This window comes from Agriterribacter sp., from assembly GCF_035497235.1.
Taxonomy (GTDB): domain Bacteria; phylum Bacteroidota; class Bacteroidia; order Chitinophagales; family Chitinophagaceae; genus Agriterribacter.
In genome coordinates this window covers 1-16,935 of record NZ_DATJEB010000031.1, presented here as the reverse complement: position 1 = coordinate 16,935, position 16,935 = coordinate 1, and the positions used below count along the sequence as shown (strand labels likewise).

At 43.8% G+C, this 16,935-nt stretch carries 19 protein-coding genes; 4 read left to right on the top strand and 15 right to left on the bottom strand.

Going from position 1 to position 16,935, the window contains the following annotated elements; genetic code table 11:
• Positions 1-104: 104 nt before the first annotated feature.
• Together VL121_RS08465 and VL121_RS08460 are read left to right on the top strand one after the other, a co-directional pair.
• A complete protein-coding gene (locus VL121_RS08465; protein WP_325404165.1) occupies positions 105-2,516 on the top strand; it encodes a glycoside hydrolase family 95 protein in 2,412 nt (803 codons plus the stop codon).
• Between the two features lie 677 nt (positions 2,517-3,193).
• Entirely contained in the window at positions 3,194-4,342 is a 1,149-nt protein-coding gene (locus VL121_RS08460; protein ID WP_325404163.1) for an alpha-hydroxy acid oxidase, read from the top strand.
• Here VL121_RS08460 and VL121_RS08455 read toward each other — a convergent pair.
• The 7 genes from VL121_RS08455 to VL121_RS08425 form a co-directional block, all read right to left on the bottom strand.
• On the bottom strand, positions 4,327-5,637 hold the full coding sequence (locus VL121_RS08455; RefSeq protein WP_325404161.1) for an L-fuconate dehydratase: 1,311 nt from the start codon (positions 5,635-5,637) through the stop codon (positions 4,327-4,329). The genes VL121_RS08460 and VL121_RS08455 overlap by 16 nt on opposite strands.
• 31 nt (positions 5,638-5,668) lie before the next feature.
• Positions 5,669-5,848 carry a carboxymuconolactone decarboxylase family protein gene (locus VL121_RS08450; protein WP_325404159.1) on the bottom strand — a complete coding sequence of 60 codons (180 nt, stop codon included), beginning with the start codon at positions 5,846-5,848 and terminating at the stop codon, positions 5,669-5,671.
• The gene (locus tag VL121_RS08445) at positions 5,839-6,108 is read right to left on the bottom strand and encodes a carboxymuconolactone decarboxylase family protein (RefSeq protein ID WP_325404157.1); all 270 of its coding nucleotides are present in this window, start codon (positions 6,106-6,108) and stop codon (positions 5,839-5,841) included. Before VL121_RS08445 ends, VL121_RS08450 begins: the two co-directional genes overlap by 10 nt.
• A gap of 317 nt (positions 6,109-6,425) precedes the next feature.
• Positions 6,426-7,292 (bottom strand): isocitrate lyase/PEP mutase family protein, encoded by an 867-nt coding sequence (locus VL121_RS08440; RefSeq protein ID WP_325404155.1) that lies wholly within the window; start codon positions 7,290-7,292, stop codon positions 6,426-6,428.
• 67 nt (positions 7,293-7,359) lie between these two features.
• A complete protein-coding gene (locus VL121_RS08435) occupies positions 7,360-7,947 on the bottom strand; it encodes a uracil-DNA glycosylase family protein (protein ID WP_325404153.1) in 588 nt (195 codons plus the stop codon).
• A 216-nt stretch (positions 7,948-8,163) separates the two neighbouring features.
• Positions 8,164-8,700 (bottom strand): DUF488 domain-containing protein, encoded by a 537-nt coding sequence (locus VL121_RS08430; protein WP_325404151.1) that lies wholly within the window; start codon positions 8,698-8,700, stop codon positions 8,164-8,166.
• A gap of 28 nt (positions 8,701-8,728) precedes the next feature.
• The gene (locus VL121_RS08425; protein ID WP_325404149.1) at positions 8,729-9,403 is read right to left on the bottom strand and encodes a glycosyltransferase family 2 protein; all 675 of its coding nucleotides are present in this window, start codon (positions 9,401-9,403) and stop codon (positions 8,729-8,731) included.
• A 9-nt stretch (positions 9,404-9,412) separates the two neighbouring features.
• Between VL121_RS08425 and VL121_RS08420 the strand changes: the two genes are divergently transcribed.
• Positions 9,413-9,553 carry a hypothetical protein gene (locus tag VL121_RS08420; RefSeq protein WP_325404147.1) on the top strand — a complete coding sequence of 47 codons (141 nt, stop codon included), beginning with the start codon at positions 9,413-9,415 and terminating at the stop codon, positions 9,551-9,553.
• Here the strand turns inward: VL121_RS08420 and VL121_RS08415 are convergent.
• The 5 genes from VL121_RS08415 to tkt are packed head-to-tail and all read right to left on the bottom strand — an operon-like array spanning position 9,550 to position 13,536.
• Positions 9,550-9,960 (bottom strand): nucleoside deaminase, encoded by a 411-nt coding sequence (locus VL121_RS08415; protein WP_325404145.1) that lies wholly within the window; start codon positions 9,958-9,960, stop codon positions 9,550-9,552. The two genes, VL121_RS08420 and VL121_RS08415, sit on opposite strands and share 4 nt — an antisense overlap.
• Positions 9,957-10,298, bottom strand: coding sequence for a carboxymuconolactone decarboxylase family protein (locus tag VL121_RS08410; RefSeq protein WP_325404143.1), 342 nt, complete (start codon positions 10,296-10,298; stop codon positions 9,957-9,959). The genes VL121_RS08415 and VL121_RS08410 overlap by 4 nt, the downstream gene beginning before the upstream one ends.
• 19 nt (positions 10,299-10,317) lie before the next feature.
• Positions 10,318-11,004: a ferredoxin reductase domain-containing protein gene (locus tag VL121_RS08405; RefSeq protein WP_325404141.1), complete on the bottom strand. Its 687-nt coding sequence runs from the start codon at positions 11,002-11,004 to the stop codon at positions 10,318-10,320.
• A 27-nt stretch (positions 11,005-11,031) separates the two neighbouring features.
• A complete protein-coding gene (locus tag VL121_RS08400) occupies positions 11,032-11,508 on the bottom strand; it encodes a universal stress protein (RefSeq protein WP_325404139.1) in 477 nt (158 codons plus the stop codon).
• A 24-nt stretch (positions 11,509-11,532) separates the two neighbouring features.
• Positions 11,533-13,536 (bottom strand): transketolase, encoded by a 2,004-nt coding sequence (gene tkt, locus VL121_RS08395; RefSeq protein ID WP_325404137.1) that lies wholly within the window; start codon positions 13,534-13,536, stop codon positions 11,533-11,535.
• 300 nt (positions 13,537-13,836) lie between these two features.
• On the opposite strand from tkt, the gene VL121_RS08390 reads away from it, so the two are divergent.
• Entirely contained in the window at positions 13,837-14,238 is a 402-nt protein-coding gene (locus VL121_RS08390; protein ID WP_325404135.1) for a cupin domain-containing protein, read from the top strand.
• 10 nt (positions 14,239-14,248) lie between these two features.
• Here VL121_RS08390 and VL121_RS08385 read toward each other — a convergent pair whose 3' ends face one another.
• The 3 genes from VL121_RS08385 to VL121_RS08375 form a co-directional block, all read right to left on the bottom strand.
• Positions 14,249-15,238 (bottom strand): type I glyceraldehyde-3-phosphate dehydrogenase, encoded by a 990-nt coding sequence (locus VL121_RS08385; protein ID WP_325404133.1) that lies wholly within the window; start codon positions 15,236-15,238, stop codon positions 14,249-14,251.
• 87 nt (positions 15,239-15,325) lie between these two features.
• A complete protein-coding gene (locus VL121_RS08380; RefSeq protein ID WP_325404131.1) occupies positions 15,326-16,237 on the bottom strand; it encodes an SPFH domain-containing protein in 912 nt (303 codons plus the stop codon).
• 198 nt (positions 16,238-16,435) lie between these two features.
• Positions 16,436-16,792: a hypothetical protein gene (locus VL121_RS08375; RefSeq protein WP_325404129.1), complete on the bottom strand. Its 357-nt coding sequence runs from the start codon at positions 16,790-16,792 to the stop codon at positions 16,436-16,438.
• Positions 16,793-16,935 lie beyond the last annotated feature (143 nt).

Genomic DNA, 16,935 nt, shown 5'->3' with positions numbered 1-16,935 from the left:
AGAAGAATCTGTATTCGGTTGTATATACGATGTATTTATTTATTTGTATGCATTTACATTTCCCCTTGTTTATATTTGGGCTATAGAATATTAAAATATACGGCATGAAAAAAACAATTGTTTTTGGTATTTTCTTTTTAATGGGAACGATCACTTTTGCACAGCAGCAGCAAAACCTTAAACTGTGGTATACCGCACCGGCCGATGCATCGGTTAAGGATGTGGATGATGGCTGGAAGAACGATGAGGAATGGTTGAAAGCCCTGCCGGTGGGCAATGGCTTTATTGGGGCTATGGTGTTTGGGGATGTGAATAAAGAAAGACTGCAATTGAACGATAAAACATTGTGGAGCGGGAGCGTGGCTGATAATGATAATCCCAATGCATTTGCTTCCTTGCAGGAAATAAGGAACTTACTATTTGCAGGAAAGTATAAGGAGGCTACTGCACTCACCAATAAAACTCAGGTATGCAAGGGAGCAGGGTCGGGTAACGGCAACGGCTCAACAGTACCTTTTGGTTGTTTCCAAACCCTCGGCGATCTGTGGATTGATTTTGGTAAAAAAGCATCATACAAAAACTATTACCGCGACCTTGATATTATCAATGGTATCGCCGCTGTAAAGTACGACCAGGACGGGATTCAGTTCAAAAGAGAAATATTTGCCAGCTATCCCGCAAAGGCTTTGATCGTTCATTTATCTGCATCAAAAGCCAAAGCCCTTTCTTTTACACTGGATATCAACCGGCCGGAAAGATTTACTACCGTGGCGCAGCAAAATACGCTGCTGATGACGGGCGCCATGAACAATGGCGCCGGTGGCGAAGGCATGAAATACAAAGTGGTGGTAACACCGGTATTGAAAGGGGGTAGCATACAAACAGCAGGTAACAAGCTGGTAATAAAGAACGCAACGGAAGTTACATTGATTATAACTTCGGCCACGAATTACCGTTTGGATTACCCGGATTATACCAATAACAGTTATGAAACAGAACTGGAACAGCTTACCGCAGCCGCTGTCAGCAAGTCCTATGCCACACTGCGCAGGGAGCATATTGCCGACTTTTCTTCCTATATGAAAAGAGTATCGCTTCAGTTGGGCAGCAATAAAAATGTATTGCCTACAGATGAACTTCTGCAAAAGAATAAACAAACACAAAACGAACAGGAGTTATATGCTTTGTATTTTCAGTACGGCAGGTATTTATTATTGTCTTCCTCGCGCCAGGGCAGTCTCCCTGCTAACCTGCAGGGTATATGGGCCAATAAAATACAAACGCCCTGGAACTGCGATTATCATACCGATGTAAATGTGCAAATGAATTATTGGCCGGCTGAAGTAACCAATCTTTCAGAAAGCCACCTGCAATTAACAGAACTCATTGCATCGCTGCAGGCACCCGGAACAAAAACCGCTCAAACGCATTATCATGCCGGCGGCTGGGTAATGCATCCTATTACCAATGTATGGGGCTTTACAGCGCCGGGTGAGCATCCCAGTTGGGGATTGCATGTTGGCGCCAGTGCATGGATGAACCAGCACTTGTGGGAGCATTATGCATTTACAAAAGATCAGGACTATCTGAAAAAAGTATTTCCCATATTACAATCCGCTGCGGCATTTTACCTTGACTGGTTAGTAAAAGATCCTGTGTCGGGGAAATTAGTATCTGGTCCCGCGGCTTCGCCCGAAAATAATTTTATAGCGCCCGATGGCAGCCAGGCAAGCATCAGCATGGGGCCATCGCATGATCACCAGGTGATCCACGATTTATTTGCCAACACATTAGATGCGGCTGAAGTTTTGGGAATAAAGAATGAAACGATTGATAAAATACGCTCTGCTATACAGGCGCTTCCTTCTCCTGCTATTGGTTCCGATGGAAGGTTAATGGAATGGGCGCAGGAATTTAAAGAAGTGGAACCACAGCACAGGCATGTATCTCATTTGTTTGCTTTATATCCCGGTCACCAGGTATCTTATTATAAAACACCTGCATTGGCGCAGGCGGCACGCAAATCGCTGGAACTAAGAGGCGATGGGGGAACCGGCTGGTCACTGGCCATGAAAGTGAGCTTCTGGACAAGACTACACGATGGCGATCATGCGCTTAAACTGCTTAATCGTTTATTGAATCCTGTACATTCAAGCGGCGTGGAAATGACCAACAGCGGTGGTACTTACAATAATTTATTCTGCGCCCATCCGCCATTCCAGATTGATGGCAACTTTGGCGCTACCGCCGGCATTGCCGAAATGTTATTGCAGAGCCATGAAGATTTTATTGAATTATTACCCGCTCTTCCTGCTTCCTGGAAAGATGGTGAAGTAAAAGGTTTGTGTGCAAGGGGCGGCTTTGAACTGCATATGAAATGGAAGGATGGAAAACTGATGGATGCCGTGCTGCTTTCCAAAAAAGGCGGTGACTGTAAAGTAAAATATGGTAATGCAGAAATAAGTCTGCAAACCGTTGCAGGTAAAACCTATCCGCTCAGCGGATTGTTGAAGTAGGAGAGGAGAGCAATTCTTTGTTGGGCTTTATTTCAAAAGCTCAAATTCACTACTACTGCTTGTCATGCTGATTCCGCCTTAAAGCGGAAGAAGCATCTATCTTCGCTTTAACCATTGCAGATGCTTCGATCTTGAGTTTGATTAAGTATTTCGTGCAGACACAAACTACATCGGGAAATTCAATAGCCACATAAAATCTACCTAACCATCATTTATCTATTCCAAAAGGAACTGAATTCTTCTAACTTCAAAATATTTAATGGGGGAAATAAATTAAGGGGATCTTTTGCCGATACAGCTAAGCAAACAGTTGGTATCAATTACTACTTTCATGCTGTTGGCGATGACTTATTTCGTGGTATTTTTCCTTTTCAGCCAGCTGTAGAATGCAGTTTGCCTGCCGTCTGCCCGGATGAACCATTTGGACGGGGCAGGCAGGGAGGAATCTATCTTCGCTCTAATCTCTGCAAATGCCTCGATCCCACCGTAGCGGGCAGGCTCGGCAGGGGTAAACGTTTCGTGAAGACAAGAAACATGGCAGGAGCGGCAAAGAACCGATAACTTTCTCTACTTTATTGTTCCCGATAACCGTACATGGTATGAAATCCGTTCATTGTGAAGAGAGTTAACTAATTTTACACCAACATTCATTCTACATACATACAAGATATAAAACAATGAAGCTTAAGTTTAACCCTAATTATCCTTCTATAGATGATTTAAGAGAAAAAGCAAAAAGAAAGATACCGAAATTTGCGTTTGAATATTTAGACGGCGGCTGTAACGAAGATGTAAACCTGCACAGGAATACGGAAGAAATTCGTGAAGTGGAGCTCCTTCCGCACTATCTTAGTGTGCATAAGGGTTCTGATATGCGCACCGAATTATTCGGTCATACCTACGATGCGCCTTTTGGGATTGCTCCGGTAGGGTTGCAGGGCCTGATGTGGCCTAAAGCCCCTGAAATACTGGCCAAGGCTGCCTTTGAGCACAACATACCTTTTGTATTAAGTACAGTATCTACGAGCAGCATAGAAAAAATTGGTGAGATTACCAACGGCCAGGCCTGGTTTCAATTGTATCATCCTGCCGAAAATAGCCTCAGAGACAAAATCATAGAAAGAGTTGCTGCTGCCCAATACCCCGTTCTTGTAATATTAAGCGATGTGCCCACTTTTGGATACCGTCCAAGAGATATCAGGAACGGCTTGGCCATGCCTCCTAAAATGTCGCTCACTAATATGCTTCAAATTATGGGCAAGCCGGAATGGGCAATCAAAACACTTATTAACGGACAGCCTTCTTTTGAAATTCTGGAACCCTATATGCCCAAAGGACTCAATTTAAGAAAGTTGGGTGAATTTATGGATCAAACTTTTTCCGGCAGGCTCAATGAAGAAAAAATAAAACCTATCCGCGATATGTGGAAGGGAAAACTTGTTATAAAAGGGATAGCCAGCGAAGCCGATACAGAAAGAGCCATAGGACTGGGCGTTGATGGCATTATTGTATCCAATCATGGAGGCAGGCAATTAGATGCCGGTCAGTCAACCATAAAACCACTTACATCCATCGCTGCTAAATACGGCGATAAAATAAAAGTGATGATGGACAGCGGATTAAGATCAGGCCCCGACATTGCAAGAGCACTTGCATCCGGCGCTCAGTTTACATTCCTCGGCCGATCTTTTATGTATGGTGTATCCGCATTGGGCAAAGAAGGTGGCAACCATACTATATCAATTCTGAAGGTGCAATTACAGCAGGTTATGGAACAAATATGCTGCAAAAAAGTAAGTGATTTTCCGAATCACCTTGTAAAGTAGGGGTTCCGCATCTTACCTGATGGATAGGAATATTCCGCTATTGAGCTGTTTTTCATCGTAATACTGTACCCCGGCGCTAACGGGGGCATATAGTTGCCGTTTTTAATAACAACAGGATGCAGGAAGTGTTCATGCAGGTGATCAACATATTCAGTGATACGGTTATTTAAAGACCCGCTGATAGCAATATAGTCTATCATAGACAGGTGCTGCACGTATTCGCACAGGCCTACGCCTCCTGCATGCGGGCATACAGGAATATCAAACTTAGCCGCCATCAGCATAATGCTCAGTACTTCGTTTACTCCCCCTACCCGGCAACTGTCAATCTGGCAAATGTCCATAGCGCCGCTTTGCAAAAACTGTTTGAACATTACTTTGTTCTGGCAATGCTCACCTGTGGCTACTTTAATGGGTGAAACAGCTTTACGGATAGCCAGGTGGCCTAAAATATCATCAGGACTTGTTGGCTCTTCAATCCACCACGGATTAAATGCAGACAGGAGCTTCATATGCTGAATGGCTTCATTTACATCCCACTTTTGGTTGGCATCCATCATGAGCTTTATATCATTTCCAATTTCTTCTCTTATAATTTGCGCTCTCCGGATATCATCGTTGATATTTGCACCCACTTTCATCTTTAAATGCGTCCAGCCCTCACTTTTTGCCTGCCGGCTTAAATGGCGGATCTTTTCTTCAGAATATCCCAGCCAGCCTGCTGAAGTGGTATACGCCGGGTAACCGTTTGTAAGCAAAAAATCTATTCGTTCCTGTTTGCTGTCTTTCCATTTACCAAGCATGTCAGCAGCTTCAGCAGGCGTAATTACATCTGTGATATAGGTGAAATCAATACAGGCAACCAACTGTTCGGGAGTCATATCTGCGAGAAGCTTCCATAAAGGTTTCTTTTCGGCTTTTGCATACAGGTCCCACACTGCGTTAACCAGTGCACCGGTTGCCATATGAATTACTCCTTTTTCGGGCCCTAACCATCTTAACTGGCTGTCGCCGGTTATCATCCGCCAAAAGCCTGCCATGTCCAACGTTATAGCATCAAGCGATTTTCCTGTTATTAAATAAGACAGGGATTGAATAGCAGCAACGCATAATTCGTTTCCCCGCCCCAAAGTAAAGGTTAGTCCGTGACCTTCAAGAGAAGGGTCGCTGGTTTTAAGTATTACATAGGCTGCGGAGTAGTCCGGATCGGGGTTCATCGCGTCCGACCCGTCTAAGGTTTTGCTGGTGGGAAACCTGATGTCCCTTGTTTCAACAGCAGTAATAATTAGTGCCATCAGATAAAGTGTTTAGTTTAAAGATACCGAATCATTCCGCTCCGAAAACCTGGTGCGTTGAAACGGCTATCCTGTTCCATGAATTAATGATAATGATCTGCATGATAATCTGGGCAAGCACATTTTCTCCATAAAATGCTAAAACCTTATTATACGTTTCATCGCTTACTCCGCCTTTTGCAATGAGGGTAACCTCCTCCGTTAGTTGCAATACCGCTTTTCTTCTGCAGTAAACAATGGAGATTCTTTCCATGCCGGTAAGGCGAAAATCCTTCGCTGGGTTTCGCCAATCTTCAACGCTTCCTGTGTATGCATATCAATACAATAAGCACAGCCGTTAATTTGTGAGGCGCTTATTTTTATCAGTTCCCGGAGCAGGGGTGCAATTTGGGAGTTCCTGATATATTGTTCCAGCGCAAGCATACCCTTGTAGGCATTAGGTTCTGTTTTTGTAATGTTTATTCTTTTCATGTGTTATCATTTATTTTATACGTTATACAATCTCAGTGATTGATAGAAATATCAATCGGGGCGTCTTATTCGGCTGTACTGCTAAAGTTCAGCCATACTAATATAATTTGTAATACTGACGCAGGAAGCATCTATTTTGTCACTTTTTTTGTGGAAAAAAAGTAACCAAAAAAGCCACCCGAAATCAATATACAGCCCGATTTCGGGGAGGAGCCCTGATTAAGCTCCTGTACTACTGTGGCTTCAGCTATAGTAATACCCGATAGCAGTACTATAGCCGATCTTTAAGTTAAGTGCTGAACGAAGCAATTCTGTTGTCATAGTTTATCCCGAAGCATTTCACGCACGGTTAAACTATTTACATAAGCGGTAGTAACAGGGTTCTCCTTCACTTCCTCCATTCCTTCATAGTGCAATAATTTTTCCGCGGTATTTTTCATAGCGCTGATAGCGGTTTTTAAAAACCCAGGACCAAGACTCAGCCGGGCTACGCCTGTTTGCTGTAATGTTTCAGCATCGGGGATTCCGGGAAGCAATAAAATATTTACCGGCAGTGCAACTGCCTGAATAACGGCTTCCATATCTGCTTTAGCCTTCAGGAAGATAGGATAGAATCCATCAGCTCCCGCGTCTTTATAAGCTTTTCCCCTGCGGATAGTTTCTGCCAGCTTTTCTTCGGCCGACAAATGGTTTGTGTTAAGATATACATCCGTTCTGGCATTAATGAAAAGTGGTATCCCCATAGCTGATGCGGTTTGCCTGATACAATCAATCCGCTCACTCTGGGATTCTGCTGTACGAAGGCTGTGATTGTCGTGCTGGGTGTCTTCTATATTAATACCCGCAATACCGGTATCCAGAAGCCGCTTCATATTTTCAGAGAGTGTACGATTGTCTTTTGCATAGCCGCTTTCAATATCTGCCGTAACGGGAACGGTTACCGCATTTACTATTTTTTGTAAGATAGCCGGCAGATCATTAAAAGGAATCTTTTCGCCATCCGGGTAGCCATGGCTGAAAGCGATAGAAGCGCTTGCAGTGGCAATAGCGGGGTATCCGATACTTTCTAACAGTTTCGCGCCTAAAGGGTCCCATATATTCGGAAGCACCAATAGCTTGCCGTTATGATGCAGTTGCTTTAGCGTGCTGCCTTTGTTGGGTTGAATGGTATTTGTTGCAGGCATTTTCAATATTTTAAAGTGTAAGATGATGGTAAGGATAATGCGGAATTTTGTAAACCGGTTGCTATTGTCAGGTTGGCTTGGATCCGCCAATAGCTAACCTTATGCGCTCCTGTAATTCGGGAACAGTTTTTTCCATGAACCACGAATTTATGGTAACCCAGTTTTGATTGCGGGGAGAGGGGTGAGGCAGGGGAAAATAGCAGGGAAGATATTCCTTATAGCATCTTACCGTTTCCGTAAGATTGGCTTTGCCATCCTTTTTTAAATAATAGCGCTGGGCATATTGTCCTATCAGTAACAGAAGCGGATTGCTTTTGAAATTTTGTAAAATCTGCGGATGCCAGAGCGGCGCGCATTCCGGTCTTGGAGGCAGATCGCCCGAAATAGCTTTTCCGGGGTAGCAAAAGCCCATAGGCATTATGGAAAAAACCTTGGGGTCATAAAAAGTAGCTTCATCCACGCCCATCCATCTCCTTAATTTTTTACCGCTTGCATCATTCCAGGGAATGCCTGTTTCATAAACGCGCCTGCCGGGCGCCTGACCAATAATAACTATTTTTGACTGCTTACTCAACTGAACAACCGGGCGAGGGCCTAACGGTAAATGATTTTTACAAACTTCACAGCGTAGTATTTTTTCTAAAAGCGTATCCATTGCAAATGCATATAAAAAAATTCAGTGCAAAGTTAGTTCATAAGAGGGTCGGTATGTTTTCTAAATCCGAAATAAAGAGTCGTCAGCCTTCGGTGAGTTAAGGATTACTAATGATGAACGTAGTACGACTTATTCTATCTTTCAGCCTTCCTTGTAACCTGAAACTTGTACCTTTACCTCTCAAACTTTCACGTCTCACTATTCACTATTCACTACTCACGATTCACCTTTCCCATAGCTCAGCGCTCCATGTACAATTGTTGCAGGGGTGGTATACGGATGTTCTTCGGCTTTTTCAATACCCATAATATGCCATACTTTCCATCCTCCTGCTTTAAGATAGTCGGAAACCATGCTCCGGTGACATCGCCACCATACGGCTTCCGAGCACATATACGCCGTACGTTGTTGCGCCGCTATTTTTTCGAGGGTCATTATCCCATTTTTAAAGGTATCTGTTTCCATATAATCGGCGTAGCCCCGGAAGGCGGGATGTTTCCATGCTGTATTTTTAGAGCCCGCATTCACTTTTCTTCTTCCGCCAAGCTCCTTTAAATGTATATATTGAATATGATTTTGAGGCAAAGTAATTTGTAATGTTTCTTTATTGAATTGGGGAAACTTACGCGACCCGGGGAAGCTCCTGATATCCGCTACCAGTTCAATCCGGAAGGATTGTAACATGGCTGTAAACTCCTCAAAAGGATGAGTGGAATGCCCGATGGTCCAGATGCATTTATCTTCTTTTTTCATATGGTTTAATCAAAACAACCGGTGTATGCTATACTATTCCCCTGTTTGCCGTTAGGTTATTGGTAATGGAATTTTGCGTTTCGCGGTGATAGATATAAGTAGGCTGTTCGGTTTTCATTACGGTTGCGCCCGACTGAATGACCCTGTCTAAGAAATCGGCATCATGCCCTAAAGATATAGCGGAGAATCCTTTCATCAAATATGCCAGGTTCCTTTTAATGAAGAAAGTACCGCCAATGGCGCAGTTGCGCAGGTGAATCATTTTTTCATAATCGAATCTGTCGGGTACATAAGGGCTTCCAATTACTTTTACACCGCCATGTAAAAAATCAACTGCAGGATTTTTAATAAGAATGGCTTTTCTTGTTGCAAGGTGATCCGGGCTAAACTCATCGTCCGAATCTAAAAAGGTAATATACCTCCCGGTTGATAATAAAATTCCCGAGTTCTTCGATGCCACACAGCCTTTGCTTACCTGCCTGGTATAAGTTATTTTATGGTTTAACTGCAGGTAAGGCGTAATCTGGGCGCAGGTGTCGTCTGTGCTGCCATCGTCAACAACAATAGCTTCCCAGTCTTTTTCCGTTTGAGTGATCAAAGAATGCAGGGCCCGCTTTAAAAGATTTGCCCTGTTGTACGATGTGATGATTACAGAAAAAAAAGGCAAATGAAATAAAGCGTCTGTATTTTCAGCATGTTCCATTCTTTTGGTATGAAAAGTGTTGAAGCAAATACCCTGGCAAAGGTACATGCTATTTATACCGGTAACCCGCAGGTGAATAATATTTACCAATATCGCAAATGCAGGGGCTTACTGCTTTCCATTACGGCATCGGTTGTTGCTGCTTATTAAGTCAGATGCACAATTTCAGGCGCTTTGCCCCAGTGCGGCGGCACTTCATTTGTTGTAAGCAGCGGCATGGAAGAACTAATGCCTCCCAGGTATTTTACTGTATTTTGATATACCAGCTTTTTTATTTTATGAAACCGTATGGCATACGAACACATCAGGCAGGGCTCGTGTGTGGTAAACAGGGTACAATCAGACAAGTCATTTGTTTTCAGCTTTGCTACGGCAGATCTTATGGCTTCTATTTCGGCGTGACAGGTAATATCATTTTTGCTTTTACCCGCTTCCATTGCTTCACTTATCAGTGTATCATCTTTTACAATAACAGCTCCAACCGGCGATTCACCCTTTGCAGCGGCGGCATTGGCCAATACCCCGCAGCGCTGCATATAGTACCTGTCGCTTTTCATACTTTTTCTGCGGCTTCCATTTCATCCATAGCCAGGGCGGAGTGTGCATAAGTAGCCCCGGCCCGCATTTCAGCGGCTACCCACACGGCTTCCATGATCTCTTCTTTACTTGCTCCCTTTCGCATGGCCTGCGCTGTATGCGAGTGAATGCAATAGGGACATTGGGTTACATGCGCTACCGCTACGGCAATCAGTTGTTTTGTTTTTTCCGGTAAAGCGCCTGCTTTAAAAACGGTTTTGCTGAAGTTCCGCCAGCTTTCTATTATTTCAGGAGCGAGCGCTGCTCTTTTTTCACCATTTTCCCGCGTTGACGCAGCATACAAATGTTCACTTTTCATATTCGTTGTTTTGTGTAAACTAAAATTCCTCAATAACGATTTTGCTTTTATCTGCTCCCAGCTCTTCCAGGCTTTTCGCCATATTTTCTACCATGGCATCGGGACCGCAGATATAAAAATATTGCGACAGGTTCTTTATTTTCTCCCGGAGATAAGCGGTATCTATTTTCCTGTTATCATATTGCCCGTTTTTTTCTCCTGTAAGCGTATTAATAAAGTTATTCCCCAGCATTTTCTCAAACTCGTCTTTAAGAATAATATCTTTTTCCGTTCTGTTGGAAAAAATCAGTTGATTCCCGCCCAGCGCATTATCCTTTTGTAATTGTCTTAAAATAGCGATAAAGGGCGTAACGCCTGCGCCGCCGGCAATAAAGGTGCCTTCTCCTTTATAGTGAATGGCACCCCATATATCATGGACGATCAGCTCATCGCCGGCTTTTAATGTTCCTAATGTATGGGTAACGCCATTGTGATCATCATATATCTTGATCGTAAATTCCAAGTGATCCCAATCGTTCAAACCGGTAAAGGTAAAGGGCCTTCTTTCCGCTTTCCAGTCCGGATGATTGATAACGATATCGGTTGCCTGCCCCGGCTGAAATATATAATGATCAGGCTTACTCAGCTTAAACCGTTTTACGTTATGCGTAACCAGTTCGCATTCTAATATTTTTACAATATGCTCTTCGTTTGGATAATCTGCCATAAAAAAAATTTAAAATGGGGGTTGATTTTATTGCGCTTCGAATATTTTAGTAGGAATAATAAACAAAGGTATGGTACTGTGCCGCAGTACTTTTTCTGCCACGCTTCCTATCATTATTTTATTTATTCCCCGCCTGCTGTGCGTTCCCATAACAATAATGTCTGCATTAATGGCGGCTGCCACTTCCAGTATACAGTCGCCGCTATCGCCTTCTTCTACTACAGTTTGTATGGTTTCATCGCCCAGGTGCTGCTTCAACTGACCGAGATAATCCTGCGCGGCTTTTTTTATTTCCTCCACGGGTGTTGTTTCAAGAATATCCAAATCACTGAAAGTGTCGAATCCCAATACCGGCGAATAGCTGCGGGAGGCGTAATAGATGGCGTCTGTTGTTACGTGCAGCAAAGTGGCAGCGGCATTCATGGATTTGGCCATGGCATAGCCTGCTTCCGCAATTTTTGGCGCGGTAGTACTATAGTCGAGCGCGATTAATACTTTTTTCATGATTCTGTAATTTTAATTTATCAGTTATTTAATTTTTAAAAGTGCTTTTGCTTTTGCTGTTATATTGTTTACGGAAAAGCCGTATGCTTTCATAATTTCCGCTCCGGGTGCAGATTCGCCGAATTGTGTAATAGCAACCACATCGCCGTCATCGGTTACATATTTGCCCCAGCCTATCGGCGAGCCGGCTTCTACTGCCAGTCGTGTACGGATATGCGCAGGAAGTACTTTTTCTTTGTACGCCGCAGGTTGCTTGTCAAATAGTTCCCAGCAGGGAAAGCTCACCACACGTACGCGAATGCTTTCCAGCAGCAATTGTTGCTGCGCTTCTATCAGGAGTTGCACCTCGCTTCCCGTTCCCATTAAAATAAGTTGTGGTTCCCCTTCACAATCAGATAAAATATAGGCGCCTTTTTCGAGTGCGGTGGCCCTGGCATATTTCTCCTGGTCAATTACCGCTACTTCCTGGCGGGTAAGTATAATGGCAACCGGGCCGTCTGTATGTTCAAGCGCTACGCGCCAGGCCTGCACGGTTTCGTTGGCGTCTGCCGGGCGTATAACCATCATATTGGGAAGGGACCTTAAACCAATGAGCTGTTCTACCGGCTGGTGAGTGGTACCGTCTTCCCCCAGCCCGATGCTGTCATGTGTGTAAATAAATATAGGCCTTATTTTCATGATAGCCGCGAGGCGAACAGGAGGCCGCATATAATCGTAAAAGATGAGAAAAGTAGCGCCATAGGGAATAATGCCCTTAGTGAGTGCCATGCCGTTCAGAATAGCGCCCATGGCATGTTCCCTGATGCCGAAGTGGAAATTTCTGCCACTGCGGTTTTCGCTGCCGAAAGATTCAAACGCGTTTAAATGAGTGTCGGTAGAGGGCGAAAGATCCGCGGAACCTCCAATAAGCAGGGGGAGCTTATCGGCAATGGCATTCAGCATTTTGCCTGATGCCTTGCGGGTAGCCATGCCTTTTTCACCGGGCTTAAAAACGGGTAAATCATTGTTCCATCCTTCGGGCAGTTTACCGCTGCTGAGCAATTCGTATTCGGCAGCTTCGGCGCTGTATTGTTGTTTATATTTCCGGTATAAAGTGTTCCAGTCATTTTCTTTCTGTACGCCTGCTTTTCCTTTTTCCCTGTAAAACCGCAATACATCATCTGCCACCATAAAGCTTTTGTCGGGATCAAATCCAAAAAACTCCTTTACCAGTCTTAATTCCTCCTTTCCTAAAGGCGCCCCATGCGCTGAAGCGGTATCTACTTTGTTTGGACTGCCAAAACCAATATGGGTATGTACCCTGATGAGTGAAGGGCGTTGCTTTTCTTTTTTTGCATTTTCAATGGCAGTGGTAATAGCCGCTATATCATTGCCGTCTGCTACAGCTTGTACGTGCCAGCCATAGGCCTGAAAACGTTCAGTTACATCCTCACTAAATGCCAGCGCCGTTTCTCCTTCTATAGTAATACGATTGTCATCATACAAATAAATAAGCTGTCCTAATTGCAGGTGTCCGGCAACTGATGCCGCTTCTGAAGCCACTCCTTCCATGATATCGCCATCGCTGCAAATGGCATATATGTGGTAATCAAACAGGTTGAAACCCGGTCTATTATATCGTGCGGCAAGGTATTGTTCCGCGATGGCCATACCTATGCCGTTGGCAAAACCCTGTCCCAGCGGACCAGTCGTAACTTCAATACCCGGGCATAAGCCGTATTCGGGATGGCCTGCGGTTTTACTGTGCAACTGCCTGAAGTTTTTGATATCGTCCATCGTAAGCGCGTAACCCGTTAAATGCAAAAAACTGTATTGTAACATGCATGCATGGCCGCATGATAATATAAACCGGTCGCGGTTGGCCCATTCCGGGTTTTGCGGGTTGTACTGCATGCTCTTCGCCCAAAGCACATGGCCTGCGGGTGCAAGCGCCATGGGGGTACCCGGATGGCCGGAATTGGCTTTTTGTACGGCATCGGCAGATAATACGCGAACGGTATTAATGGCTGCCTGTTCTATCGAGTCCATTTTATTGTTGTTTTAATTTTTCTGAAAAATGGAGTACAGGAAAGAGGAGTAGTTTTACTGAAAGTTAACACTTATTACGCATAGTAATTAAGTCATGCACAGGCAGGGTGGATATTATTCGGGTATAATGTAATGGCGGCGCCGGGTTGCGAAAAAAAATAATTATACAACGGAAATGCTTTTTGTTGCGGATTTACAGCAATATTAAAAATACTGCCGGTTGAAACGGAATGCATTTATGAAACAGGTACGGGCTGTTACAGGAAAGCTTATATTTATGATTTAATTCAAATAATGCTTATGGAAGCGAAATACAATGAGCCAACGGGTTTAAGGCCCGAAGGTGGCAGGGTACTGGATGCGCCATTGGTGCGTATGAATATTCCTGATTTTATTACGCAAATAAAAGCGGAAGCTGCCTGGACTAACAGCGACCGTAATGCCATAACGGTGTATAAAACCGATGGATTAAGAATGGTACTGGTTGCCCTGCACAAAGGCGCTGTTATGGCAAAGCATACCGCGGCGGGAATTATTAGCGTACAGGTTTTTGACGGAGAAATTAATTTTACTACGGATGAGGAATCGGTAATACTGAAAAAAGAGGGGATGATAGCGCTGCATAAAGGCTTGCCGCATAGCGTAACCGCCTTGCAGGAATCGGTATTCCTGTTAACAGTAGCAACTTCCCCGGCAAAATAAAATTGCAGTTTTATAGTGATTGGATCTGGCGGATCATCTGGTTGGTGAACCCCCATTCATTATCGTACCAGGCCATTACTTTTACCAGGTCGCCATCTACAACCCTTGTCATTTCCAGGTCGGCAATTGCGGCAAACGTGCTTTTAATAATATCGGTAGAAACCAGCGGTTCATTGGAAACTGCGAGTACCTGTTTGTACCTGGCGCTGTTCGATTCTTCTGTGAGGATAGCATTAATTTCCTCTGCAGAAGTGTTCCTGGCAGCCACGAAGGTTATGTCTGAAATGGAACCAACCGGCACCGGGGTGCGTACGGCCACCCCGTCAAATTTTCCTTCTAAGCGGGGTAGCGCTTTTATAGTTGCTATTGCCGCGCCGGTGGAGGCAGGGGCAAGGTTTATTGCTGCGGCCCGTCCCATTCTTGGTTCGCGTTTAGAAGGAGCATCTACCAGGGCTTGGGATGCGGTATAAGCATGAACCGTGTTTAAGATGGCTTTTTTTATCCCTATTCTTCTGTCTATGATTTCTATGATGGGGCCAATGTTATTGGTAGTGCAACTGGCGCATGAAAACACAGCCATCTTACCGGCTTCGGTATTTACGCCATGCAATACCGTTGGGGTGTTTTTGCTTTTGGTTGGGCCGGATATAACTACTGTTTTTGCACCTGCCGCAATGTGTTTTTCGGCATCCTCCCGGTTGGTAAATAATCCTGTGCTTTCAATAACCACATCTATATCCAGGCTTTTCCATGGAAGCTGCGCCGGGTCTTTTTGAGAAAGAAAGCGTATTTTCTTACTCCCCACATATAAATGGTGATCCGCTATGTGTATATTATTTTCATATTTACCGTATACACTGTCGTACTTCAGTAAATAGGCGGCATTATCAATATGCATCAGGTCATTGATGGCTACAACTTCCAGTTCAGGAGTTTCCATCATTACCTTGAGGGCAGCCCTTCCTATTCTGCCAAAACCATTAATTGCTATTCTTTTCATGTTGATTACTTTTTCAGTTGATTACATGATGTAAAAGCAGTACAGGTTAGTGTTTTCGCTATTGCATGTTAACAGGGATTTCCGCTTTTATTCGGAGTTACCGGTAAGCTGAAAATTTTTGCTTTCTCCGTTTCCTTCTTTCCTTAAATGCACGGGCAATATGCCGGCCATATCACCAATAATATTAACCAGTTCCGTTCCTGCGGGGATCACGATTTTCGCATTCGTTTTAAGCGATGCTTCCAGCGTTTCTAACTTTTTTAAGAGTTGCGCGTTTCCTGTAAAATATTTGTCGGCAGCTTCATTCACCAGCATAATGGCTTCTGCTTCTCCTTCGGCGTGTAATACTTTAGCTCTTTTATAGCCTTCCGCCTCTTTAATTTTAGCCCGCTTTACACCATCGGCTACTGTTTCTGCCGCGGTAGCATAATCAACTGCCGCTATTTTTTCATTTTCTGCCTTTACTACTTTATTCATCGTTTCCTGCACATCCCGAGGCGGATCTATTTCTTTTAACTCGGTTCGTACTATAATAATTCCCCAGCTTGCCGTTTCGTTGCGCAGGGTGTTATGCAGTTCGGCGTTGATCTTTCCCCTCTCGCTGTTTGCCGATTTCAGGGTAAGCGTTCCTATAATGTTCCGGAGTGTTGTGCGGGCAAGATTAACGATCTGCAGTTTGTAGTTGTTTACGTTGTACTGAGAGCTTTTTACACTTTCTTCGGCTTCAACTACCCTGAAATACACCTGCGCGTCAACGCTTGCATTCAGATTGTCGTTTGTAATGATTTCCTGCGGCTGCGCGTCTACCATCTGTTCTGTTATATTTACGATATACATTTTGTCAATAAAAGGAATGATCCAGTGGAAGCCGGCATTGGCAAACTTGTTGTATTTTCCGAGCCTTTCAATTAAACCCCTGTGCGTTGGCCTTACTATCTTTATTCCCAGGAAGAAGAACATAATTACTGCTGCGATGATGATTACTGCTGGTGATACCATTGTTATGCTGTTTTGCTTTTTTATTACAATAAATACTACGGGAATATATGGAGATAAATGGTTGAAACCAATGAATATTCGCTTCGGGGTATAATTTGTTTGCCTCTAAAGGTAAGCTTATTTATGGGATAACAGCATAACAGCCATTGTGAAGTAAGGATCGGGTATTAAAAAGTAAGCATAAAGAATACAATGGTTTTATGCAAATGCTTCTTGTTTATGCATCATTTCGGAGAGCTTTTGCAGTTGCTTTGTAAAGCTTTCCATCATCCAGTCATCGTGTTTAACCAATGCAGCAGCGGCAGCAGCTTGCTCGTATTCCATCATCTCACCCAATCCAAAATGTGCTTCTGCTTTGTTTACCGCAATCCAAAATTTTTGTTCACTAATGATGCCTTCCTGTTCTTCGGTAACAGGAGTTATTGTTTCCCCGGCATGACTTTCCATATTGCTTATCTTTTTCAGGTCGTTTGCACACAGCTCCAAAACTTCTCTTCGTATGCGGTTGGCCCAAACCTGGTCAGCAATTTTATCTTCCTTTTTAGGATCAAGCATAGTAGTGTAATGACAATTTAATTATGCAACATAATGTTTTGATAATTTTTTATCAGCATGCTGCCGGGTGAATTTCCACTCTATCGTGCATTTGTTTTCATTTCTATCCTGAGTCCACTTTTCTAATGCTTCAGACAGCTTCT